The 21420-nt window shown below is 29.4% G+C and carries 22 protein-coding genes, 1 pseudogene and 1 riboswitch; of the genes and pseudogenes, 12 read left to right on the top strand and 11 right to left on the bottom strand.

Annotated features, from left to right (window positions below; translation table 11 throughout):
• Nucleotides 1–103: 103 nt before the first annotated feature.
• The 3 genes and pseudogenes from HBE96_RS17095 to HBE96_RS17085 all read right to left on the bottom strand — a co-directional run.
• The gene (locus tag HBE96_RS17095) at nucleotides 104–1057 is read right to left on the bottom strand and encodes a tRNA dihydrouridine synthase (RefSeq protein ID WP_169298926.1); all 954 of its coding nucleotides are present in this window, start codon (nucleotides 1055–1057) and stop codon (nucleotides 104–106) included.
• 221 nt (nucleotides 1058–1278) lie between these two features.
• The gene (locus HBE96_RS17090; RefSeq protein ID WP_169298925.1) at nucleotides 1279–2991 is read right to left on the bottom strand and encodes a methyl-accepting chemotaxis protein; all 1713 of its coding nucleotides are present in this window, start codon (nucleotides 2989–2991) and stop codon (nucleotides 1279–1281) included.
• 174 nt (nucleotides 2992–3165) lie between these two features.
• A riboswitch (cyclic di-GMP riboswitch) is annotated at nucleotides 3166–3249 on the bottom strand.
• A gap of 238 nt (nucleotides 3250–3487) precedes the next feature.
• A pseudogene (locus HBE96_RS17085) lies at nucleotides 3488–3655 on the bottom strand (winged helix-turn-helix transcriptional regulator); the annotation flags it as partial.
• 170 nt (nucleotides 3656–3825) lie between these two features.
• On the opposite strand from HBE96_RS17085, the gene HBE96_RS17080 reads away from it, so the two are divergent.
• The 3 genes from HBE96_RS17080 to HBE96_RS17065 all read left to right on the top strand — a co-directional run bounded on the left by HBE96_RS17080 (nucleotide 3826) and on the right by HBE96_RS17065 (nucleotide 8707).
• On the top strand, nucleotides 3826–6231 hold the full coding sequence (locus tag HBE96_RS17080) for a DUF362 domain-containing protein (RefSeq protein ID WP_169298924.1): 2406 nt from the start codon (nucleotides 3826–3828) through the stop codon (nucleotides 6229–6231).
• An 18-nt stretch (nucleotides 6232–6249) separates the two neighbouring features.
• A complete protein-coding gene (locus tag HBE96_RS17075; protein WP_169298923.1) occupies nucleotides 6250–7050 on the top strand; it encodes an acetoacetate decarboxylase family protein in 801 nt (266 codons plus the stop codon).
• Between the two features lie 541 nt (nucleotides 7051–7591).
• Nucleotides 7592–8707, top strand: coding sequence for a hypothetical protein (locus HBE96_RS17065; protein ID WP_169298922.1), 1116 nt, complete (start codon nucleotides 7592–7594; stop codon nucleotides 8705–8707).
• Between the two features lie 161 nt (nucleotides 8708–8868).
• On the opposite strand, the gene HBE96_RS17060 is transcribed toward HBE96_RS17065, so the two are convergent.
• The 3 genes from HBE96_RS17060 to HBE96_RS17050 all read right to left on the bottom strand — a co-directional run bounded on the left by HBE96_RS17060 (nucleotide 8869) and on the right by HBE96_RS17050 (nucleotide 10473).
• Nucleotides 8869–9537: a class I SAM-dependent methyltransferase gene (locus HBE96_RS17060; RefSeq protein ID WP_169298921.1), complete on the bottom strand. Its 669-nt coding sequence runs from the start codon at nucleotides 9535–9537 to the stop codon at nucleotides 8869–8871.
• A gap of 157 nt (nucleotides 9538–9694) precedes the next feature.
• Complete coding sequence (locus tag HBE96_RS26995; protein ID WP_425350762.1) at nucleotides 9695–9823, bottom strand: NAD(P)H-dependent oxidoreductase; 129 nt, start codon at nucleotides 9821–9823, stop codon at nucleotides 9695–9697.
• A gap of 146 nt (nucleotides 9824–9969) precedes the next feature.
• A complete protein-coding gene (locus HBE96_RS17050) occupies nucleotides 9970–10473 on the bottom strand; it encodes an RrF2 family transcriptional regulator (RefSeq protein WP_169298920.1) in 504 nt (167 codons plus the stop codon).
• Nucleotides 10474–10692: 219 nt separating this feature from the next.
• Here HBE96_RS17050 and HBE96_RS17045 point away from each other — a divergent pair, with 219 nt between their 5' ends.
• The 3 genes from HBE96_RS17045 to HBE96_RS26445 all read left to right on the top strand — a co-directional run bounded on the left by HBE96_RS17045 (nucleotide 10693) and on the right by HBE96_RS26445 (nucleotide 11844).
• Entirely contained in the window at nucleotides 10693–11064 is a 372-nt protein-coding gene (locus HBE96_RS17045; RefSeq protein ID WP_169298919.1) for a pyridoxamine 5'-phosphate oxidase family protein, read from the top strand.
• Between the two features lie 24 nt (nucleotides 11065–11088).
• Nucleotides 11089–11265 carry a 4Fe-4S binding protein gene (locus HBE96_RS17040; protein ID WP_169298918.1) on the top strand — a complete coding sequence of 59 codons (177 nt, stop codon included), beginning with the start codon at nucleotides 11089–11091 and terminating at the stop codon, nucleotides 11263–11265.
• A 285-nt stretch (nucleotides 11266–11550) separates the two neighbouring features.
• Entirely contained in the window at nucleotides 11551–11844 is a 294-nt protein-coding gene (locus HBE96_RS26445; RefSeq protein WP_169298761.1) for a hypothetical protein, read from the top strand.
• A 300-nt stretch (nucleotides 11845–12144) separates the two neighbouring features.
• Here HBE96_RS26445 and HBE96_RS17030 read toward each other — a convergent pair whose 3' ends face one another.
• Both HBE96_RS17030 and HBE96_RS17025 read right to left on the bottom strand, forming a co-directional pair.
• Nucleotides 12145–12723 (bottom strand): YbhB/YbcL family Raf kinase inhibitor-like protein, encoded by a 579-nt coding sequence (locus HBE96_RS17030; RefSeq protein WP_243186978.1) that lies wholly within the window; start codon nucleotides 12721–12723, stop codon nucleotides 12145–12147.
• Nucleotides 12723–13445 carry a flavodoxin family protein gene (locus tag HBE96_RS17025; RefSeq protein WP_169298917.1) on the bottom strand — a complete coding sequence of 241 codons (723 nt, stop codon included), beginning with the start codon at nucleotides 13443–13445 and terminating at the stop codon, nucleotides 12723–12725. The genes HBE96_RS17030 and HBE96_RS17025 overlap by 1 nt, the downstream gene beginning before the upstream one ends.
• Before the next feature lie 150 nt (nucleotides 13446–13595).
• Between HBE96_RS17025 and HBE96_RS17020 the strand changes: the two genes are divergently transcribed.
• Both HBE96_RS17020 and HBE96_RS17015 read left to right on the top strand, forming a co-directional pair.
• A complete protein-coding gene (locus HBE96_RS17020; RefSeq protein ID WP_169298916.1) occupies nucleotides 13596–14234 on the top strand; it encodes a TetR/AcrR family transcriptional regulator in 639 nt (212 codons plus the stop codon).
• Nucleotides 14235–14246: 12 nt separating this feature from the next.
• On the top strand, nucleotides 14247–14780 hold the full coding sequence (locus HBE96_RS17015) for an acetoacetate decarboxylase family protein (protein ID WP_169299035.1): 534 nt from the start codon (nucleotides 14247–14249) through the stop codon (nucleotides 14778–14780).
• Between the two features lie 206 nt (nucleotides 14781–14986).
• Here the strand turns inward: HBE96_RS17015 and HBE96_RS17010 are convergent, their stop codons facing one another.
• Complete coding sequence (locus tag HBE96_RS17010) at nucleotides 14987–15523, bottom strand: cysteine hydrolase family protein (RefSeq protein ID WP_169298915.1); 537 nt, start codon at nucleotides 15521–15523, stop codon at nucleotides 14987–14989.
• A 127-nt stretch (nucleotides 15524–15650) separates the two neighbouring features.
• Entirely contained in the window at nucleotides 15651–16082 is a 432-nt protein-coding gene (locus HBE96_RS17005) for a GlcG/HbpS family heme-binding protein (RefSeq protein WP_169298914.1), read from the bottom strand.
• Nucleotides 16083–16338: 256 nt separating this feature from the next.
• Between HBE96_RS17005 and HBE96_RS17000 the strand changes: the two genes are divergently transcribed.
• Entirely contained in the window at nucleotides 16339–17217 is an 879-nt protein-coding gene (locus tag HBE96_RS17000; protein WP_169298913.1) for a LysR family transcriptional regulator, read from the top strand.
• Nucleotides 17218–17448: 231 nt separating this feature from the next.
• Nucleotides 17449–17610, top strand: a complete 162-nt coding sequence (locus HBE96_RS16995; protein WP_169298760.1) for a hypothetical protein — start codon at nucleotides 17449–17451, stop codon at nucleotides 17608–17610.
• Nucleotides 17611–17775: 165 nt separating this feature from the next.
• On the opposite strand, the gene HBE96_RS16990 is transcribed toward HBE96_RS16995, so the two are convergent.
• The gene (locus HBE96_RS16990) at nucleotides 17776–18825 is read right to left on the bottom strand and encodes a MerR family transcriptional regulator (protein WP_169298912.1); all 1050 of its coding nucleotides are present in this window, start codon (nucleotides 18823–18825) and stop codon (nucleotides 17776–17778) included.
• Nucleotides 18826–19254: 429 nt separating this feature from the next.
• Between HBE96_RS16990 and HBE96_RS16985 the strand changes: the two genes are divergently transcribed.
• Nucleotides 19255–20766 (top strand): tetratricopeptide repeat protein, encoded by a 1512-nt coding sequence (locus HBE96_RS16985; protein WP_169298911.1) that lies wholly within the window; start codon nucleotides 19255–19257, stop codon nucleotides 20764–20766.
• A 15-nt stretch (nucleotides 20767–20781) separates the two neighbouring features.
• Nucleotides 20782–21375 (top strand): hypothetical protein, encoded by a 594-nt coding sequence (locus HBE96_RS16980; protein ID WP_169298910.1) that lies wholly within the window; start codon nucleotides 20782–20784, stop codon nucleotides 21373–21375.
• The last annotated feature ends 45 nt before the right edge of the window (nucleotides 21376–21420 follow it).

Here is a 21420-nt window from a genome sequence, read left to right as displayed (position 1 = left end):
CATCATTCTTCAAGTTGGGGACAGCTACTTTATGCACCTGGATAAGTTCTTCTAAGACTCAGATGAAAAAGAGGTATTCCCTACATGCAAACTCCACCTGAATCTAAGAATCACTTGATTTGATTATAATATCCTGTTCTACAAATAAGCTTAAAACTGCCGCATCGTAATCATATAATCTTTCTGACTTTCTAATTCTTTTTGCATATTTTGCATTATCAGAAAATACCTGACTCATATAAAACCACAATTCTTTCATTCTAAACAGCACATTCTTATCTCCAGAAAGTATTTTTTTATAATCCTCATAAACTTTATCATGAAAATCTTTCAGTAACTTTTTTTCCAGTTTAGTATTATTTGTAATATAACTAATCAATCCTGGATTAGCTAATAGTCCCCTGCCAAGCATTACAGTTTGTACACTAGGAATTTCATCGGTAAACTCTTTGTAATCCTCCACTGTAAAAATATCACCATTATAACAAACTGGATTTTCACTTAAGCTTAAGGCGTCCTTAAAAACCTTCAGGTTTGGCGTATTTTTATAATAATCTTTTTGAGTTCTAGGATGAATAATAAGTTCTTCCATAGGATATTTGTTAAATATCTCTATCAAATTATAAAATTCTTCTGGCTTGTCTTTCCCTATTCTTGTTTTTACTGAAATTTTTGTTACTGCCTCAGAAAAAATTTCTTCTAAAAACTGGTCAAGTTCTTCTGGCTTTGAAAGAAATCCAGATCCCCTATTTTTTGAAACTACAGTTCCTGAAGGACATCCTAAATTTAAATTAATCTCATTATACCCCATTTGCTTTATTTTCTTTGCAGTGTGTATAAAATCTTCTGCTTTATTTGTTAGTAATTGTGGGATCAAAACTATACCTTCATTGTTTTCAGGTAGAACATCCCTCAATTCCTTCGTTTTAAACCTATCACTTTGATTTGCAACAATAAAAGGTGAAAAGTATTTATCTACGTTATTGAAAAAGGCCTTATGGGCATTTCTATAAATGTACCCAGTCAAACCTTCCATAGGTGCGAAATAAAAATTCATATGTTAAAAAACTCCTTTATATATTTCATATATTATACTCATAACAAACATTATACTTTATTGTCACTTATTATTTCAAATCTATTTCTGCTAAAAAATCCACAATCCTAATTTCAAAATTGATTGCACCTAAAAACTAACCCAGTATTCAATCAGATATAAAAAGCATTAAGACAGCAAAGTGAGCTTTGCTGTCTTAATATTATCAAAACTATTGAGGTTTATAGTTTGAACTTCTGTACCATGTCAGTTAATTTTTGTGCAAGTTCAGCTTGACTTTGTGCAGATTTTGCAACGTCATTAATAGCACAAGTTACTTCATTAACACTATTTGATATTTCTTCTGAGCTTGTCGCTGATTCTTCTGCAGTTGCAGATACATTTTGTATAGCAGCACTTATTTGCTCAATAACTTCATTCATTTGTTTAGAAGAAGTTGAAATTTCTTCTGCAGTAGTATTCATAAATTCCGAATCCTTTTCGTATTGAATACCTGTACTTTGAAGGAATTCATAATTTGGTTTTACATTATTGTCCATAAATTTAAGTACATCATGTCCACTTTGCGAAAGTTTAGTTACTGCTGCTTGTACCTGTTCAACCATACTTTGGATATTTACAACTGCCTGCTCAGATTGCTCTGCAAGCTTTCTTACTTCATCTGCAACTACTGCAAATCCTTTTCCTTGTTCCCCAGCTCTTGCTGCCTCTATTGCAGCATTTAACGCTAATAAATTTGTCTTCTGTGCTATATTACCAATAGAGTCAGCCATGATCTTAACCTCTTCTACAACTTTAGCTTCTTCAATTGCATTTAAAATATTTGAACGATTCTCACTATATATTTTTGTATTTTCTTCTATATTTTTTGATGCTTTAACTTTTATGTCAAATGCACGTTTTTTTATTTCATTTACAGATACCTTGGAATCATTTGATTTATTTGCAAGTTCATTTGTGCTAGCATTTATTTCTTCAGTTGATGCATTCACTTCCTCAGTAGTTGCACTTAAATCTTGAACACCCTTAGATATTTGCTCCACCGATTGATTTACTACTTCCATTTTGGCTGAAACTTCTTCAGCAGTTGCTGATAATTCCTCACTTGTTGCACTCATATCACTAGCATTATTCATTATTTCTTTTATTACATTTTTTACATTTTCTCTAGACTGATTTAAAGCTTTAGCAACATTTCCTATTTCATCCTTTGAATCAATATTAATTGTTGCTGTAAGATCTCCTTTGCCTATAGCCTGAGAAAACGCCAAAATATTACTTAAACGCTTGGATATTACAATAGATATAAAAAGGCCTAAAATAATTGCAACTATAATAGCTATTATTATTGTGCTAATAGAAAATATTGTACAACTTTTAAAAATTGCATTACTGCTATTATAATCATCCGCAGCAAGTTTTGTATCTAAACTTATTTCTTTATCTAACACATTAAACATATCTTCTCTAACTTCTGAAAGTTTAGTAAAAATAGTATTAGCCCCATCATAATCTGAAGCTTTGACCTTATCTACAAGTTGTCCACGATAATTTCTATAATCACCTAATAGTTTTTCAAATTCAGCAAACTGCTCCTTATCAGTGGTAGTAACAATTGTAGTTTTATAATCTTCAACTAAATTTTTATCTACATCTTCTAATTTGTTAATATCATCCACTAAACTAGAGACTTTACTGCTATTTTTAGGATCTAAAATTTTCAAAATATCTGCCCTAATATTTGCAAGATTTGTTTTAAGCATATTCACATCCTTTACACCTTTTAAATCAATATTATACAAATTTGAAACATTTGAATTGATCTCTCTCATATTTGATATTCCTACAAAACCAACAATTCCAATAAATATCACCATTATTATAAAAGCTATCATTAGCTTATATAACATTTTTAAGTTGTTAAAAATTTTCATTATACTCCTCCTTAGTTTTAAAAAAATCATATTATAAATATACAATATCATAATTAAATTTTACGTTTTTTGGATAAGTGCTAAAATTTAATTTTGATTTTATAACAAAATTAAGATTTTCAAGTTGGATATCTATATTTTCAAAAAAATAAAGACCAATAGTTAGTTTACAAACTAATTATTGGTCGGTTGCACTATTAACTCCAAATTCTCAAAGTGCCCAAATAAAGAGAATTTTTCACGGTTTCCACTTTTTTATATTTTAAATATGCCAGTTAAAAATTATATTTAATAAATATATTAATCATACTTAAAACCAACCTTATTTTAACATCTTTTAAAAACTTTTTCAACACTTTTCGTATATTTTTATATAAAATATAACAAAATTAGACAAAAATGAGGACATAAGTCTTTTATGAGAAATAATTAGCCCATTTTTCTTTCCAATAGTAATATGTTCAAGTTTTTTTGAAGTTACAGTAAATTTAACTTTTTATAGCCGATTTGCAGTACCCCATTCACACATCATATCAAGAACAGGAATCAAAGATTTTCCACGCTCCGATAAACTGTATTCAACTTTAGGTGGTATTTGTGGATACTCTTTTCTAAAAAAAGCATTAAGACAGCAAAGATCTCTCTGCTGTCTTAATATTATCTTTATGCAGAAACTTTCTTTTCATCAAAGTTCCTATTCTGCTTATCATTTCATTGATGTAGCAAAACAAATTGCTAACAATTTGTTGTCCTATCTTATGTAAATAGCATGAATATCTATTAATTTATAATAATAAAATATAGTTATGGAATCAATTGGAAAGGTTAATAAAAATGCCTAAAGAATATTCTAAATTATCCATTGTAAATTCACCAATTGGAACAAAGAATGTAGATTGTAATGGCTCAGCAATCTCTGGAGTTAGAATAGATCCATCAAAGGCTTATGGTGAAATACCCAATTTGCTACAGAAATTCATCAATGAAAAAGATAATACAGCCTGGAACAACATAACAAGTAAAATAGACTATATCTATTATAATTTGGATTATGCCTTATCAGGACTTAATAAGGAAACTTCCTTTGAAGATACGGTGAAATCAGAGCTAAGCCTTGGAAAGAAATTGTTATTTAAACCAAACCTTGTATTTCCAGCCAATATAGATGAAAAAACACACAGTAGAGCGATAGGAACTCCTATTCTTACTGAATGGGCTTTAATAGCTGCTTTAATGAGATGGTTCCACGATAAACTAAAAATAAGCTATTATGAAATGGCATTAGCTGAAGCCTCCACCGGAACCTTTTTACTATCAGCTATATACAGTAAATCCTCAGGTAAAAATATTACAACAGAAGCCGTTTTTGAAGGGCGAAGTGGTGATTTCTACGGCGGCTGGGGCTTCTACTTTGTTAGAAAATACTTATCAGAGCGACATAAAGCTTCCCACAAAGACGATCCTATGAAGGGCTATGAGGATAGCATTAGAGGACAATTCATACCTCCAGGCAAGGCATCTGACAGACTAATGGTATATGACCTCAATAAAATTCAGGACGTTATAAATAAAGGAAGAACCATACCAGTTCCTGATGGAGCAACCTTCAAGGAAATTACACTAAGCAAAGTAATAATAGGCGGCGATCCAAATGATAAAGACGACTTAGAAGATTACCCTGGCTGCATCCTAATAAATATTCCAAAGCTTAAAATGCATGCTCAAGACTTGATTACTAATGCTATAAAAAATTTAGGTATAGGACTTTATCCCTCACAGAAATATGATTTTCCTCATACAGTTTACCCAAATCTAAAAGGAAAACTGCCACATTCTCCTTGGGTTTTTGAAATGGATCCTAATACCCATCTACCTATCATAGATGAAAATGGAAACTATACTGCTACAAAAACTGCAGGCTTTTCAGGAACTCAATCTGATGTTATAAAAGCAGTTCAGAATGAAAATGTATTCTTGCTTCATGTAACTGATACTATAAACATGATTAATATAAGTCACGATCCAGATGAGCGCTCGGTAACTGTTAAAGAAGGCTATGTTTTTGCTTCACTAGACTGTGTGGCTCTAGATCTCTTCTGCGCTAGATACTGCTTTAAGACACTTCCAATGCTTCAAGCATCGAAGCTTAAAGTAAAATACAGGTGGCCTACAGAGTTTGTTCATCATGTTCCTGTTGCAATAAATCATGGAAGAAATATATCCACGGCAACATGGTTTGATTCACCTCTATTTAGATATAACTTATACCGTTATGCCGAAGAAAGAGGTATAGGTCAGAGAGAATATTATATATTGGGTTATGACAGTACTACAGATTGCCCTTTAGCATCACTAAATGGTCATCTTGGCAGAATAGATAATGGAAACTTCCTGGAACTTATAACAAAAACCTTGTATTACAATCCTAAAACTATACTGCATGATTTGCAGCTTACAATTTTAAGTTATGCCAAAAACTGTGATACTCTCACAGGAACATCCCTTTATAAAGAGTTTATGGATTACTTTGATGAAAATAAGGACGGTATAATAGATTATGATGAGAAAGGTAGAGGCTTTGAAACAGCAATATTCGGCATACTTTCTTATACTAATGATATTATATCAATTGATGAATATGGACCAATTAAGAAAAGCTTTCTTTCTACCTCCATGGTAATTAGGAACTCTAATAAAAACTGGAATTCTCAGGGACATGATTTTTCAAAAGAAGCTTTTCTTATAGGTTACGCAGCAACAGCTTATAAACTATCACAATTAGACACTGTTTACCCAGATATTTTTATTAAAGGAATGATGTATGGTCGTGGAATGTGGCCTAGTTGGCAGACAGTTACCTATATGAACACTAACGACACTATATATGGCTCTCAGTTTATTAACAATATAAGTCTTAGTTCCCTATATGGCAGTGCTTTTCAATACGCTGACAAAACTTTAAATTCAGGCATATACACTAAAAATACTAATTCTACCGCACTAAATTCTGATACTATACAATATGGTGATAAAATTCCAGAACCAGTGGACCAAAACGTAAGTGCTGCTGACTCTATAAAAAAATATTTTGAAGCTTTATCTAAGGGAGCAGTTCCTTTGAAGTTTACTTTATATGTACCTAAGGGCTTTGAAAAATTGAAAGGCATTAAAATACCTAATGTAGAAGGAACTGACGATCCAGAAAAGATTTTTACTGCTCACTTTCATCAAATTTGGTGATAAGCTCAAAAATTGTAGTTGGAGGTAAAGATGTTTAAATTTGAAGAAGATAAAACCTATAGTATGCCACCATTCTTTGGAGGAACTGTATTTGATGCTAAATTAACCGCTACTGCCGATATTTTATCGCTGAACTTCACTATGAACACCGATGATAAAACATTAAACAAATTTTTACCTAAAGGCTTTGAACTTTTAAAGCCTGAACTCACTATTAGCTTATGTCAGCTTAGAGCCTGCAACTGGTTTGTTGGCGGAGGCTATAATTTAATACAAGTTCAGGTGCCCGCTCGCTTCAATGGAAAACATGATCAATTAGAAGGCGTTTTTCCATTAGTTATCTGGGAGAATAATACTATTCCAATAATTGGAGGAAGAGAACAAAGTGGCCAGCCTAAAATTTTTGCTGATATACAAGATCTTCATTCTTATAATAACAAGTATTTTACCAATGCCAGCATATTTGGAGAAACCTTTCTACGTCTAGAAATGTCTGATATCAAATTCTGGGAAAAAGGAAAGTTAGAAAAAGCAAAAGCTGCAGGTCCTATACCTAATAATGTCTTTGGCTGGCGTTATATTCCTAAGGTAGATGGTCCAGGCGCAGCTTTAAACGAACCTATACTTTATCCCCAGTCAACTAGTATTATAAATGGATGCTGTGCTAAAGGTTCTGTAGAATGGATACCAAATAAGAAGAATGTATACAATTATATAATCAAGCAGCTGGCTGATTTACCTGTACATGGTAATATATCTGTTAACAGTGTAGCAGGTACAGTCTTTATGAATGCTTTGAAAGGACGGGTTCTTAGATAGCATACTAGATCACAAAACCCTTGACATTTTTGTCAAGGGTTTAAATGGTGTATATCTACAGTTCTAATAACAAAACAAATTGTTAAAAAGGGATTGGCTTTAGCTTCATGATGGGATCCGCCGCTAGAAGATTTCTAGAAGAAGGTTCACTAGTAGAAATAAAGCTTCTTGAAAGCAAGCCACCAACAATGGAAAGCTACATATTACTAAACAAACAGCGAATTAATTCGGAAGCAGTAAATCGGTGGTTAAATGAGTTTAAACCTTCCTCTTTTCTTTAGAATTGGTTTATACCCCCTGAAATAATTTATAAGTACAGCGAATTTCTAATAACTTTCATTGTACATCTATCTGTCAAATAAGAGTATTTCCTAATTATATCCTATTGTTTTAAGTAAATAAACTCTAATATAAAATTGATAGAAATGTTATAATTAAAGAACTTTGGGTTACTTTTCTTAATGATCAATGAATCTTACTTATCAGGAGTATTACGATAGGTATCCATGGAAGAAATAATAATACACATAAAGGTGATGAAATGGCTAATAATCAATCAATTGAAAAACTAAAGACTAATATTTATAATTTTATAATTGAAAATTCAGGAATTATTATGAAAGATTTTTACAATAATTTTCAAGGTGAAAGCAAAAGTTTAGTAAATACTGCACTTAATGAACTTATTGAAACTAATAAAGTGGTAAAAATGAAAGCAGGACGAACAGTCAAGCTTTGTGTTGTAGCTAAAAGTCCCAACAAATACTTGAAGAAACTTGAAAAACAAGTTGAAGCAGTAACTTCTTCAAAAATACATGATTGCGAAAATATAGAACTACCAAACTGGTACATAGGTGTGTCATTTAAAAAATCTACTTCTAAAAATTATAGTCAAGCTGTAGCTCTATCCAGATTAGGATTAAACTATGAAGAGAAAATGGAAGATACATTAATACATCATTCTTCTTATACAAAGGATTCTAGAAGTTTTTTAATTTTTATGAATTTGTATAACATAATTAAAGATTGGAATTCATGTCGCATAGAAATAAATAATAAGTTTTTATTCCAAAAATCTTTAGATACTTTAACTGAATGTTATTGTAATAAATGCAAAAGCTCTCCAAAAGATAGCTTTTGTTCAGGTTATAATCTAAAAACAGCTAATCCTTTTGAATGTCATAGACTAAACATAAACATAGGTGGCACTCCTTGGTGGAAATATGGATACTATGATGCTAAATGCATATGGCATATAGACAAAGAGGATATTAGAAAAACTGTTAATGAAAACTCCTATAATTTAAATTGCTGCCCTGATTTTTCTAACCCTCGCTGTAAAATAGCATTAAACAAAATTCCTGACATGATAAATCCAAATATAAACAAGAACTGGATTAAAGTTAATGATAGTATAGAACCTAAAGATGAGGAATTTGCTTTGCTTGTAAGTAAAAATTTAGAAGCTGCTTCATTACTAGATATATCTAAATTTACAGGCAATAAATCTTCAGATATTAATCCAAACTTAGACAGCAATTTTAGTAATTTTAACACCTCAAATAATAGTACTAATAATATAAATTATAATAGTGGTTGTGGCTGCTTATTTCTTATTATAATTGTAATTGTAATATTCGCTTATATTTTTAGTTAAAAATATAAGTTACCATTTACCTTATTATTAATTTAATCTATGTTAATGAATAGCACTTATAATATAGTACATAACAATGGAACTCCTAACAAGAGTTCCATTAATTCATAACTTAAGAAAATTGTGTTGGTTAGATTCATTTAATATTTTATGGAATATATTTAGCAACAATTCTGTTTTTGTAGCGTTACTTGATAAAGCTTTCGTGGTAATTGCCCTTCTTCAAATTCACTTATTTCTAATATAGTATATCCCTTTGCCAATTTAGCTATCATCTCTTTAGTAAAAAAATGAACGATAAATCCACCGACTTCATACATATTTTCTCCTCTATGAATACCAGTACCAAAATGAGAATCGTTTGTATTTCGAGCAGTGTAAATATTAATTCCATCTGTTTTCAAAACTCTTCTTACCTCCTGGGAAAGAAACTCAAGTTCTTGAGTACTTAAAGCCATACAGTACAACATATGAGAATAACACCCTTCAAAAAATTCATCATCGAAAGGCAACGGATTTCTTATATCATGCTGAATTGCAGTAATGGAATTAGATAAACCCAGTTGATGTGCTCTCTTATTGATAGCCTCAATTCCGTTATTTGTGTAATCTAAAACATATACTTGGAAACCATTTTGAGCAAAATAGATAGTGTCTCTTCCTTGACCACCACCTAATTCAAGAATTTTTATTTTTCCTTGATCCTTAAATATTTTAACTGCTTTTATAGCAGCTTCACTTGGTGATTGTCCAAACATATCTTCGTTATCTGAAAAAGTTCTCTCCCAATGTGGATTTTGGTCATTTAAAATGTTTCTATTGTTCTCCATTAAGCATCCTCCTATATTTTTCTCTATTTTTGACACTTGTAATTCAATAAAAGTTGGATGTAGATATATAAATTATAATACATTTATTTAACATTTAACATATATTTTATCTCTGTCCACTAAGGCAGTTCCTTGAACTCGAATTATTTCATAATCCTCAATACCAAGAAAATTGAACATCAATATAATCTTTCAGCTTTGACGTAATATTAAAGTTATGCAATGGATAAATAATTACATACTTATTTGCACTTTTAAATTGTTTTAATACCTCATTCTCATTCATATACTCTGTCACTTCATTTAAACCTACACATGCCATCGCTACAATTTAATAAATACTAAAAACCCCTTATGGCACGGGGTTCACCATAGAATTTCTAAGCGTTAGTCATACTAACTCCATTAACATTCTTAATTTTACTACTTAAATTACTTTTTGCTATTATTGAACCATTCAATTGTTGCATTTTTCATTTCCTTCGGAACTTTTTTATTATATACCTCATCATATAACCATGCTAATGTCTTATTATTTAAATATTTTCTCATTTCATCTTCTGCTTCTAGCATTACAACTTTTATTAAACAAGGACATTTGGTATATGTGTCTGGTAAATTATCTTTGTCTAATAATATATTATTTTGTCTAATTTCTGCACATTGAAAAAATGGCGCACTTCCTTCTACTGCTTCAACAATATCCCAAAAAGTTATCTCTTCTGCACTACTAGCTAGTGTATAACCACCTTTTACACCCGGTATAGATTTTATAATTCCTGACTTACTTAATTTTGCATATACTTTTGATAAATAAGTTTCCGAGATACCTTGAAATGTGGCTAAATCCCTAATTCCTATAGATTTACCTTCTTCTGTGTTTACCATATATAATAAGCAATGTATTGCATATTCTACTCCTACTGAAAATTTCATTTTTCATACTCCTTTGATATATAGTCTTTTATTAATAATATCTTATTATTTATTCTCATTCAAGATAATCATACAGTATTAAATATACATTCTTTTGCAAATAATATCTATTGACAAACAAACAAAAAAATCATATTATTATTAAAGACAATAATTGTCGACGATAACTTTGGTCGATGATAATATATGTCCGCATTAAGAAGAAAGAAGGAATATAAAATGTTTACAGAAAAATTTTTTGAAGTACTAAATCATGAAGGAGTAGTATCTATAGGAACTTGTTCAAATAATGAAGTACATGTCGTTAATACATGGAACAGCTATTTAATTGTTGTAGAAGGAAATAAAATATTAATTCCCGCAGCTGCTATGATTAAAACGGAAGAAAATATTAATGCTAACCCTAAAGTTAAATTGACTCTTGGTAGTAATGAAGTAATGGGCTACAAATTTATGGGAACTGGATTTTTACTTGAAGGAACTGCTAAATTTCTAAAAGAGGGGGATAACTTTAAGATGATGAAAGAAAAGTGTCCATTTCTTACAAGAACATTAGAAGTTACAGTTACCTCTTGCAAACAAACATTATAATTTTCTAGATGTAAGGAGAGAAATATGCCTAGAAAAATAAATAAATCAGATTGTGTAGGTTGTGGAACTTGCGAGCGGGTATGCATTGTTGGATGTATCACAGAAGACAAAGATAGAAAAAGAATAATCAGCGAATCAGCTTGTGTTGACTGTGGAGCTTGCCAATTAACTTGTCCTAAAAAATGTATTTCTCAAAAATAATATCACAAAAAATGTTTTTATTCCATAGAAAAATAGAGTTATCAAGACTTTGGTATAAACTTAAAAATAATATGTTTACTTAACAGGGTTGGATGAAGATTCAAACTTCCAACCTCTATTTTTATATTATTACATTACTTAGCTACTTATGTGTAAATTAAGTATCCTGGAATTACACAATTTATACATAGTCAGTATTATTATATGCTAATTTTTATTTTCATAATAAACATATTACTTTAAGTTTATGTGTTTAAATATACAAATAGAGATTACCTTCCTTAAATGTATCCATATGATAGAATTAGGTCTATATATCTATTTATATATTTTGCTACTACTTGTGGTACTGTTCATCATGCAATACTTTTATCAAAACAAATTGTTAATAATCTGTTTACATCCCCCGGGGATATTTATGATTACAGCGAATTTTCTATAAAATGTGTTTCAATAGTTTATATTATTAGATTGGTTTTACAACATAATCTTTTTGTATATAATTTAAAGATTAAGATTAAGTTTCTTGGTCTTGATATAGAAATTAAAAGCAAAGAAAAAAGTGCCCCATCCAACTAAGATTAGCACTTTTTCTTAATTAACCTTTGATTAATTTAATCCAATAGCCCTAAAACAAAATAAATATTCTAGGGATTGCTTAGTGTTACCAGCACTAAGCTTTTCTTATTTATATTATATCAAATTTTTATGAAAAATAAACATATATTTTTGCTATGTTTGTATCAATTAAAGTAGGCAATTTTATTTTTAAATTTTTGCATTATAGAATATGTTATGTACATGAGAAATACTTTTGATGTTTACTTTTAATTTTTATAAACATTAAATACTACTATCTTTACTTACTAAAATCTTTCCTCAAAAATAACCAGTTAATGTTCCATACTGCAAAATATGGCCTTCCATTGTCTTCTGTAATGCCACTTTATCAGAATTTTCGCTCAAGTTAAGAGTACTGTCTAAAACATATACTTTAAATACATATTTGTGTGTACCAAATGGAGGTTTGGGTCCTCTATAATAATGTTTGTTGCCATAGTAACTCTGACCTTGAACTGCATTTCCTAATGATTTTACAATCTTTTCTTTAGATATACCTTCTGGAATATCACTAAAGCTAGCAGGTATATTCCAGATTACCCAATGGTTAAACATTCCTAATGGATTATCTAAATCATCCATAATAATAGCAATTGTTTCTGCCTTTTTATCAATTGTTTCAAGTTTAATAGGTGGAGAATTATCTTCTCCCCTGCCAGTATATTTCTTGGGAATCGTCCCCCCATCTTCAAAAGCACTACTAGTTACACCCAAATTAACTTGAGCCTTAACATAATCACAAGCATTCATTCTCTTATAAAATACAAAAACAACCATTAGTGCTGCTACACCCCAAAGCCCTTTAGTAAATAATTTCATTCTACTCTTCCAAACCATTAAATTAACCCTCTTTGGTGAAGACTATAATATGATGCACGTTCTTTTTCTTCTTTATTTTTTAAAATAAATTTTTTAAAAATAGGTTTTAAATATAATAAAATCACCACTCTCATAATTACATTTTGGAAAGGATATCTATTATTAAATTTTATGTCTTTTGTAATTTTTCTTCCAAGCTCATCAGCTTTCTTTAAATCATCAGTGCTTTCACAAACCTTCTTTTCCACTCCATTAACCATAGTATGAACACCTAAAGTTCCCGAAATATAACTTCTCTCAAATATCCCAAACTTAAATATGTCAGTAAGTTTCTTCGCTACTTTTTTTGCTCCATTTTTATTATATGATGTAGATATTCCAACAACATACTTTTCTCCAAGTAAAGAAGCATATAAAGTGTAAGTCCCTAAACGTTCAAAGAAACATTTCATTGCTGCATTATACTCTAAAGCGTAGGTTGGAGAGCCTAATATAATTCCATCTGCTTCATAAATAAGTTTTCTAATTTCTTCAAAATCATCAGAAATGGGACATTTCCCTTTTGCATTACACATTAAGCATCCTTTGCAAAATTCAAGCTTGTAATTTGCAAGAAATATTTCTGTTACAGATGCTCCTTCCTTCTTTGCGCCATTAAGTGCCGCTCTCACTAATGATGCAGTATTCCCGTTAAAATTAGGACTGCTTATCACTGCAACAATTTTAATATCTTTTTTCATACCTTCCTCATCCTCCATTAATATTTCAATTTCTTTACAAATTATAGACAATATAATATACTCTAAGTACACAAGTTGTAATTCAAAGTTACATCATGTAACCTTAATATACATTTTGTGTACTTACTTGTCAATAGGAGGAAATTTTTTATGTGCATAATTTCTAGAAAAGAAAAAGAAAAACTTGCAAGAGAAGAAGATATCATAAATGCTGCTGAAAAAGTCTTTACTGTAATGGGATATAACGGAGCCTCAATGGAAGCAATAGCTAAGGAAGCTCAATTTACTAGGAAGACTATATATCAATATTTTACTGATAAAGAAGATTTATTGTTTACAGTCATAATTAGAGGATTTGAGAGACTTTTATGTAGGCTTAAAAACGTAGCTCCAAATGGAAATAACGGATATGAAAAGCTTAAATACTTAATAAATACTTATTGCCAATTTTATAAAGAAACCCCTAGTACATTGAACTTAATGAATTATATTGGATATATTAAGCCTACTAAAGAAAATTCAGCTAAACGTATTGAGTTTAATAAAGTTAGCGAGGAATTGGCTCAAGAAATTGCAAAAGTAATTGATGAAGGAAAGGCAGACGGAAGTATACGAACAGATTTTGATACAATGCTATTAACTCATTCTGCTGAATTTATGATAACAGGATTCTTTCATATGTTTTCTATATCAGGTAAAACATTCACAGAGCATTTTTCGCTTAATGAGGATGATTTTATAAACTTTAGTATGAATTTATTATGTGATATATTTGGTGAAAAAAAATAAGATTTGTAATTTATAATAATAAAATATAGTTATGGGAATCAATTAGAGGGCGTTTTTCCATTAGTTATCTGGGAGAATAATACTATTCCAATAATTGGAGGGAGAGAACAAAGCGGTCAGCCTAAAATTTTTGCTGATATACAAGATCTTCATTCTTATAATAACAAGTATTTTACCAATGCTAGCATATTTGGAGAAACCTTTCTACGTCTAGAAATGTCTGATATCAAGTTCTGGGAAAAAGGAAAGTTAGAAAAAGCAAAAGCTGCAGGTCCTATACCTAATAATGTCTTTGGCTGGCGTTACATTCCTAAGGTAGATGGTCCAGGCGCAGCTTTAAACGAACCTATACTTTATCCGAAGTCAACTAGTATTATAAATGGATGCTGTGGTAAAGGTACTGTAGAATGGATACCAAATAAGAAGAATGTATACAATTATATAATCAAGCAGCTGGCTGATTTACCTGTATATAGTAATATATCTGTTAACAGTGCAGCAGGTACAGTCTTTATGAATGCTTTGAAAGGGCGGGTTCTTAAGTAGTACACTAGGTCACAAAACCCTTGACACTTTCGTCAAGGGTTTAAATGGTACATATCTACAGTTCTAATAGCAAAACAAATTGTTAAATGCGTTTACATCCCACAGGGATATTTATAAGCGCAGCGAATTTGCTAATAGCACAGACTTTTTCCAAAACTTAAACAAATACAGGTTTATCTTCTTTGAGATAATCCATATTATATTCATTAATTGTCTAGCAAAATTTTTATTACATCTTCCATTGATAAGACACTTGCAAAACGTTTATTCCAAATCTTATAATTGTAAAATTCATAAAGTTTCTCACCAGATAGAAGCTCGTTATCGAAAGTTGTATTTGTTTCTTCTGGAATAATTATTTTATATTCATAATCAAATGCACTTTTTAAAGTAGCGTCCATACAATATTCTATTTGAAGTCCTACAAGTATAATAGTATCTATCTCTTTACTTTCTAAATACTCTCTAAGTCCAGTTTTATGAAAAGCACTATTATACTCCTTTTCAACGATATATTCACTATTGTTAGGTGCTACCTCATCATAAATCTGCCAGCCATCTGTACCTTTCTCAAATTCGGTACCCTTTCCATCATCATGACGTACATATATAACTTCCTTATTAGTACCTCTTGCAGTTAAAATAAGTTTCTTAATATTTTCAATTACTTTCTGTTCATTATAAGGATGTTTCTTAATAAGTGTATTTTGCACATCTACAACCAACAAAACAACATTATTCATATACTTTCTTCCTTTCGCTCTTAAATAATCTTTTCTTAATTATTTCAAATTAGTCAATATTATATTGCTTGTCTTAATTGACTACCACAAGATAATATTGACTAAAATTACTGCATCACTTACAAAATTACTCTGACATTAATTTTTCAAAGGCTTCACAACCTTTTTGTGCAACTCGTCCATCATTATATGATGCTAAACCACTTACTCCTATTGCTCCTACAACGTTGCCTTCGTAAATCAATTGTATGCCACCTTCAACAGGCATGCAGTTTGGCAGACTCAATACAGCAATATTCTCATTTCCTTCTGACAATAATTTCTGATGAAACATTGTATTTCGTCTATAATTTGCTGCATGGAAAGCTTTCTTTTGGGCTATACCTATCGCTGCATTTGTAGTATTATCCTTTCTTATAAAATGTATTAATTCACCTCTATCATCTGTCACTGCAATAGCTACAGCCCAACCGTTTCTATCAGCTTCTGCTTCTGCAGCTGAAGAAATCACTTTAGCAATTTCAAGAGTCAATGTGGGCTTCATAAATAATTTATTCATTTTCTATTTCCTCCTAATTTTATTACTTTCTATTTCTGAAATATATAAGATTTGTTCTTAAATCCACCTGATGTTGCTATAAGAAGGATTCAATTTCTTCATTCATCATATACATGCATATATACTCCTTCCTATAGAATATTTTTACATCAAGTTGTTACAATTAAATTATAAAAGAGGTTTTTCTATTTGTATAACGAATATATCTAATTATATCTATCGAAAATATTGATTATAGAAAGGGGTGATTTGCAGCATGGACTATGAACTTTTAAAAACTTTCATTTGCTTAGCTAAGTTGAAAAACTTTACTAAAACAGCAGAACATCTCCATGTGGTTCAATCTACCATCACCAGCAGAATAAAACATTTGGAAGATAATATAGGTGAAACCTTATTTATTCGTACAAATAAAAATGTAGTACTTACAAATGCGGGAGAAATTTTTCTTCCATACGCTAAACAATTATTAAGCATACATGAGTCTGCTATTTCTCGACTTAAAGCCCTGGAATTATTCAAAGATACACTTAATATAGGTGCTGTTCACTCTATTTACGATTGTCATGTTCAAGACATGATTCTTAAATATATGCAACAAAATAAAAGAATTGCAATAAGAGTTACTATAGAACATAGTGAAGAACTGATACAAATGCTTCATGAAAATCAATTAGATATTGCATTTACATATTTGGATATTAAATCTTCCCAATTTATATGTGAACCTTTCTATAGTGACAAAATCATATTGGTTACAGGATCACAGAATAGTTACACTTCATGCGGTATCACAGACCATGAGCTTAGAAATTTACCTTTATTATCCTCCGCAATTCTTACTGAACCATTTCAAGAGTGGTTCTACTCAGTTTTTCCGAAAAACTATGTATATCCGCTGGATATCAATATTAGTAATAACATCATTACATTTTTAAAGGCAGGGATTGGCTTTAGCTTCATTATGGAGTCCGCCGCTAGAAGGTTTCTGAAAGAAGGTTCACTAGTAGAAGTAAAGCTTCTTGAAAGCAAGCCGCCAAGAATGGAAAGCTACGTATTACTAAACAAACAGCGAATTAATTCGGAAGCAGTAAATCTGTGGCTAAATGAGTTTAGACCTTCCTCTTTTCTTTAGCAAAACAAATCATTAACAATTTGTTTACATTTTTCAGAGATATTTATGCGCATAGCGAATTTCTAAATGAAGTTTTTCCATTTTATTCTTGTGTATATGTTCTAGATAATTATGGTATAATTCTAAAGTAGAAATTAGAATTCCGTAGTGGATGGCTGCGGGGGTTTTGAATATTTTATCCCCTTGGACTATTGGTGAATATTTCATCATAGTTAGGGGGTGGTATTGGATATGCTAGATACACTCATAAAATGTGTTTCAATAATTTATATTATTAGATTGGTTTTACAACATAATCTTTTTGTATATAATTTAAAGATTAAGATTAAGTTTCTTGGTCTTGATATAGAAATTAAAAGCAAAGAAAAAAGCACTCCATCCCAACAAGAATAGTTGTGCTTTTTCTAATAATTTATACGAAATAAATTAAATCCAATAGCCCTAAAACAAATATTCTAGGGACTGCTTAGTGTTACCAGCACTAAGCTTTTCTTATTTATATTATATCAAATTTTTTATAAAAATAAACATATATAATTTTTTCTTTATTAAATATATTTACTGTATTTTTATAATATAGTTAAACTTATCTATTCTAGTATACTCTAATTTTTTATTATATTTACTAAATTCATCTCTTAATAAGTTAATATACGAATAGTATTCATCTTTTATTTCATCTATCTGTTCCTGTGATAAATCCTTTAATATTTTTTCTTCTGAATCTTTACTTTCAAACATTAAATCTCCAATAATTACTGCTCCATTATCTTTTAATACTCTTATCATTTCTTGTATTGCAATACATTTTTCATTTTCATTTAAATGATGAAATGCATATGTTGAAATAATAATATCAAAAGACTTATTATCGTAAGGTATCTTTAAAAATTCGCCTAATCTAACCTTTAACTTAGGATATTTTTCTTTTGCAACTGACAGCATTTCTCTAGATTGGTCTATTCCTATTATTTCATAATTGTTATTTAAAAATTTACTTGCTAAATTTCCTGTTCCTACACCTATTTCAAGTATCTTAGAATTCTTTCTATCTAACTTTTCTACTAATTCATATACACTTTGCAATATTAATTCATAATTTTTATATATTTTTAATTCTCCATTATCTTTCTTAACATCATCATCATATGATTTTGCCCAACCATTAAAATTCCACTTATCTTTCCATTCATTCTTAATATTATTCAATTTATTACTCTCTTTTATTATTTCTAATAAATCATCTTTTATTTTATAATCCTCTGTTTCTTCATAAATTTTATCTATTACTACCTCTAAAGATTTTCTTATTACATTAAGTCTATGAATTTCATCATTAACTAATTTCCATTGATTATTAAAATGAGTTAAATAATTTTCTTTTTCATTATTTTTTAATATATTTTTTATAACATCAATACTCAGCCCAATTGATCTATAAAGTAATATAGATTGTAACCTAACAATATCTTCTTCATTGAATTTTCTATATTTATTATCATTTTGTCTTATAGGCACTAATAATCCTTTTTTCTCATAAAATCTAATCTTATTAGTAGTAATATTAAACATTTCAGCTATTTGACTAATAGTATACTCTTCTCTCATATCTAATCTCCTCATATTCTTATTATACTATCATTCTAAACCTTCGCCTTAGACGAAAGTCAACTAAAAATATATTAATTTATCATTCTCACTTATAATACTGTACTTTTACTCATAAAAATAGCCTTAGACAATTTAATATCAATTTTATTAGTCCTATTGAAACACTTGATAATGAATTAAATAGCACTGTTGGAATTCCAACCTTTAATATTTCTACGCATATATCTTTTTGAAAACTTATATTACGAATAGATATTTTTAAATAGGATTTTTAAGTTACATACCAAATATAGAAACTTGAAGGTATTAGCAAAACAAATCGTTGACATTCTGTTTACGTCCCCCGTGGATATTTGTGGATGCAGTAAATTTGCTATAATATAATAAAGTTCAAAAATAAGATTAACATTAATAGGAGGCATAGTATTGGTAAGAGATAAGACTACTAAAAATGTAATACAAAAAATAACTATTTCAATTTTAATTATACTAATTATATTAGCTGTGACTTTTATTATACTGAAACATGCTAATAATCAAGGTTTATATGATGATTTTTATAATACCATGATAAAAAAGACCTACAATTTGATAATAATAATCAGTGTATTATGGGCAGTTGAGGTTATTTTAAAAGAAACAATTATATGTGGTAAAGGCAGTAGAATTAAAAAATTTATTAAGGGGCTTGTATTTTTAATCTTAATGATTATGCCTATATGTTTTCTAAGTAATTTGTTTAAGGATACATTGAAGAATTATGTTCAAGGGTTTAATGATTTAAAATATGTTATTCAGAATAAACCTTTATCAAAAACAGAGATATGTATTTTTACCACTGTAATTACAGAAAAACAAAAAAGTCATTTTCAATCTTTGAATAAAAATATTAGTAAACCTATTTTTGAAACAGAAACTTTGTCCTTAAATATACCCTATAATAAGTACTATTCCACTGGTTGTAATAAAAATTTAGGTTATGTAGTTAAGGTACAGTATCTTCCTAATACGAATACTATGCTGGGATGTGTATCTACTAACTACTCAGTGGGAGTGCAAAATGCAACTAAAATTAAGGAAAGTAAATTAAGTATGGAAGCAAATAAAGAAAATATGTATGATGAGTATTCTACAATAGCTTCTATATATTGTAAAAATAATGAGTATGATACAGCAATGAGTTATTATTCTAAAGCAATTGAATTAATGAATAAAAACACACCTTATCCTTGGGCAATATATGCTAGTAGAGCAGCTTGTTATAGAGAACTTGGGCAATATAAAAAGGCAATAGATGATTTGATGAAGGTTAGAGAATTAGCTTTATCAAAGGGCCTTGATAAAGGATATGCAGATGCATTTAGAATTGAAATTGCAGAAAACTATAAAGCTTTGGGAGACTATGATTCAGCCATAAATCAGTATAAAAGTATGTCAACTTCTAAAAAAAATTCACAGTATGGAATAAAGAATACAGAAAAAGAGAAAGAGAAATATGAAAAGCTAAAAAACATGGTATATACCTATATACCTAAAGATTATAAATATTATTTAACTATAGGAAAAGGCTGGTATAATGAAAAACTTTATGAAGCTGGAATAAAAAGTTTATCTACAGCAGTAGCAGGCTTTGTTCCTGAAGGCTGTGAACCATTTTATTACAGAGGACTATGTTATTATAAATTGTGCAATTATAGTAAAGCCATTGAAGATTTTAATAAGGCTTTAGATTATTTACCCGAAAATAATAAATCTGATAGAGAGAAAGTATTAGAGGCATTAGGTGACAATTATATATGCACCGAAGAATATGAAAAGGCTTTATATACATATAAAAAGGCTAATTCACAATTTTTAAAAGCAAAAATGGACAAGGCTCAAAAATTTATTGATGAAAACAAGAATTTTAATAACTATAAAAAAAGAAAGAAAATTTAACTGTAGGTGATTGAAATGGCTTTAAAAATGAAAAAGATTGCTGCTTATATAATATTATTTAGTATAATTTTATATGCTAATTTCTTATTTATAAAAAGCATAAGTCCTGATTATTCTTTATACACTGGTTTTTTTATTGATTTATTTATTGATTTTATTTGTGTAATTATTTTTATTTTTACTTTATCACTAATATGCAAGGGGTTTGTATCAGAAGTAAAAAAGTGTAGAGCTAACTTTAATTGTAAGAAATTATTGTCTTGTGTAACGTCCCTAGTTATTGGAGGATTTTTTTTATGGGTCTTAGTATCTGTTGTTTCATCTTTTCCAAATAAGATATTAGATTTGCCTAGGGCTATTAATAGAAATCCAATTGTAGATAACGAAATTGTTAAAGACAAATCCAACTGGATAAAAGTCACTCACAGCAAGTCTGGTACAAGGAGAATTCCTATGACTACAGTTGTTACAGATAAAAATACTTTTACTTTTCATTATAGGAATGATAGTGAAACTTTACTAAAGAAAAATCAAAAGGTGACAATTTATTATCTGCCCCATACTAAAAGAGTTCTTAATATAACTAAAATTAAGGAAGAAACATGGTAACTAATATCAAAACTAATTTGTCATGCAAAATTTTAATAATGATAT

The sequence above is a fragment of the Clostridium muellerianum genome, from assembly GCF_012926525.1.
GTDB lineage: Bacteria > Bacillota > Clostridia > Clostridiales > Clostridiaceae > Clostridium_AM > Clostridium_AM muellerianum.
This window is presented reverse-complemented; position numbering and strand designations above follow the sequence as displayed.

Bases quoted from the DNA above. Each gene is read 5' to 3' on its own strand.
- HBE96_RS17095 (WP_169298926.1), bottom strand. From the start codon at position 1,057: ATGAATTTTTATTTCGCACCTATGGAAGGTTTGACTGGGTACATTTAT.
- HBE96_RS17090 (WP_169298925.1), bottom strand. From the start codon at position 2,991: ATGAAAATTTTTAACAACTTAAAAATGTTATATAAGCTAATGATAGCT.
- HBE96_RS17080 (WP_169298924.1), top strand. From the start codon at position 3,826: ATGCCTAAAGAATATTCTAAATTATCCATTGTAAATTCACCAATTGGA.
- HBE96_RS17065 (WP_169298922.1), top strand. From the start codon at position 7,592: ATGGCTAATAATCAATCAATTGAAAAACTAAAGACTAATATTTATAAT.
- HBE96_RS17060 (WP_169298921.1), bottom strand. From the start codon at position 9,537: ATGGAGAACAATAGAAACATTTTAAATGACCAAAATCCACATTGGGAG.
- HBE96_RS26995 (WP_425350762.1), bottom strand. From the start codon at position 9,823: ATGAATGAGAATGAGGTATTAAAACAATTTAAAAGTGCAAATAAGTAT.
- HBE96_RS17050 (WP_169298920.1), bottom strand. From the start codon at position 10,473: ATGAAATTTTCAGTAGGAGTAGAATATGCAATACATTGCTTATTATAT.
- HBE96_RS17045 (WP_169298919.1), top strand. From the start codon at position 10,693: ATGTTTACAGAAAAATTTTTTGAAGTACTAAATCATGAAGGAGTAGTA.
- HBE96_RS17040 (WP_169298918.1), top strand. From the start codon at position 11,089: ATGCCTAGAAAAATAAATAAATCAGATTGTGTAGGTTGTGGAACTTGC.
- HBE96_RS26445 (WP_169298761.1), top strand. From the start codon at position 11,551: ATGTATCCATATGATAGAATTAGGTCTATATATCTATTTATATATTTT.
- HBE96_RS17030 (WP_243186978.1), bottom strand. From the start codon at position 12,723: ATGGTTTGGAAGAGTAGAATGAAATTATTTACTAAAGGGCTTTGGGGT.
- HBE96_RS17025 (WP_169298917.1), bottom strand. From the start codon at position 13,445: ATGAAAAAAGATATTAAAATTGTTGCAGTGATAAGCAGTCCTAATTTT.
- HBE96_RS17020 (WP_169298916.1), top strand. From the start codon at position 13,596: ATGTGCATAATTTCTAGAAAAGAAAAAGAAAAACTTGCAAGAGAAGAA.
- HBE96_RS17010 (WP_169298915.1), bottom strand. From the start codon at position 15,523: ATGAATAATGTTGTTTTGTTGGTTGTAGATGTGCAAAATACACTTATT.
- HBE96_RS17005 (WP_169298914.1), bottom strand. From the start codon at position 16,082: ATGAATAAATTATTTATGAAGCCCACATTGACTCTTGAAATTGCTAAA.
- HBE96_RS17000 (WP_169298913.1), top strand. From the start codon at position 16,339: ATGGACTATGAACTTTTAAAAACTTTCATTTGCTTAGCTAAGTTGAAA.
- HBE96_RS16995 (WP_169298760.1), top strand. From the start codon at position 17,449: ATGCTAGATACACTCATAAAATGTGTTTCAATAATTTATATTATTAGA.
- HBE96_RS16990 (WP_169298912.1), bottom strand. From the start codon at position 18,825: ATGAGAGAAGAGTATACTATTAGTCAAATAGCTGAAATGTTTAATATT.
- HBE96_RS16980 (WP_169298910.1), top strand. From the start codon at position 20,782: ATGGCTTTAAAAATGAAAAAGATTGCTGCTTATATAATATTATTTAGT.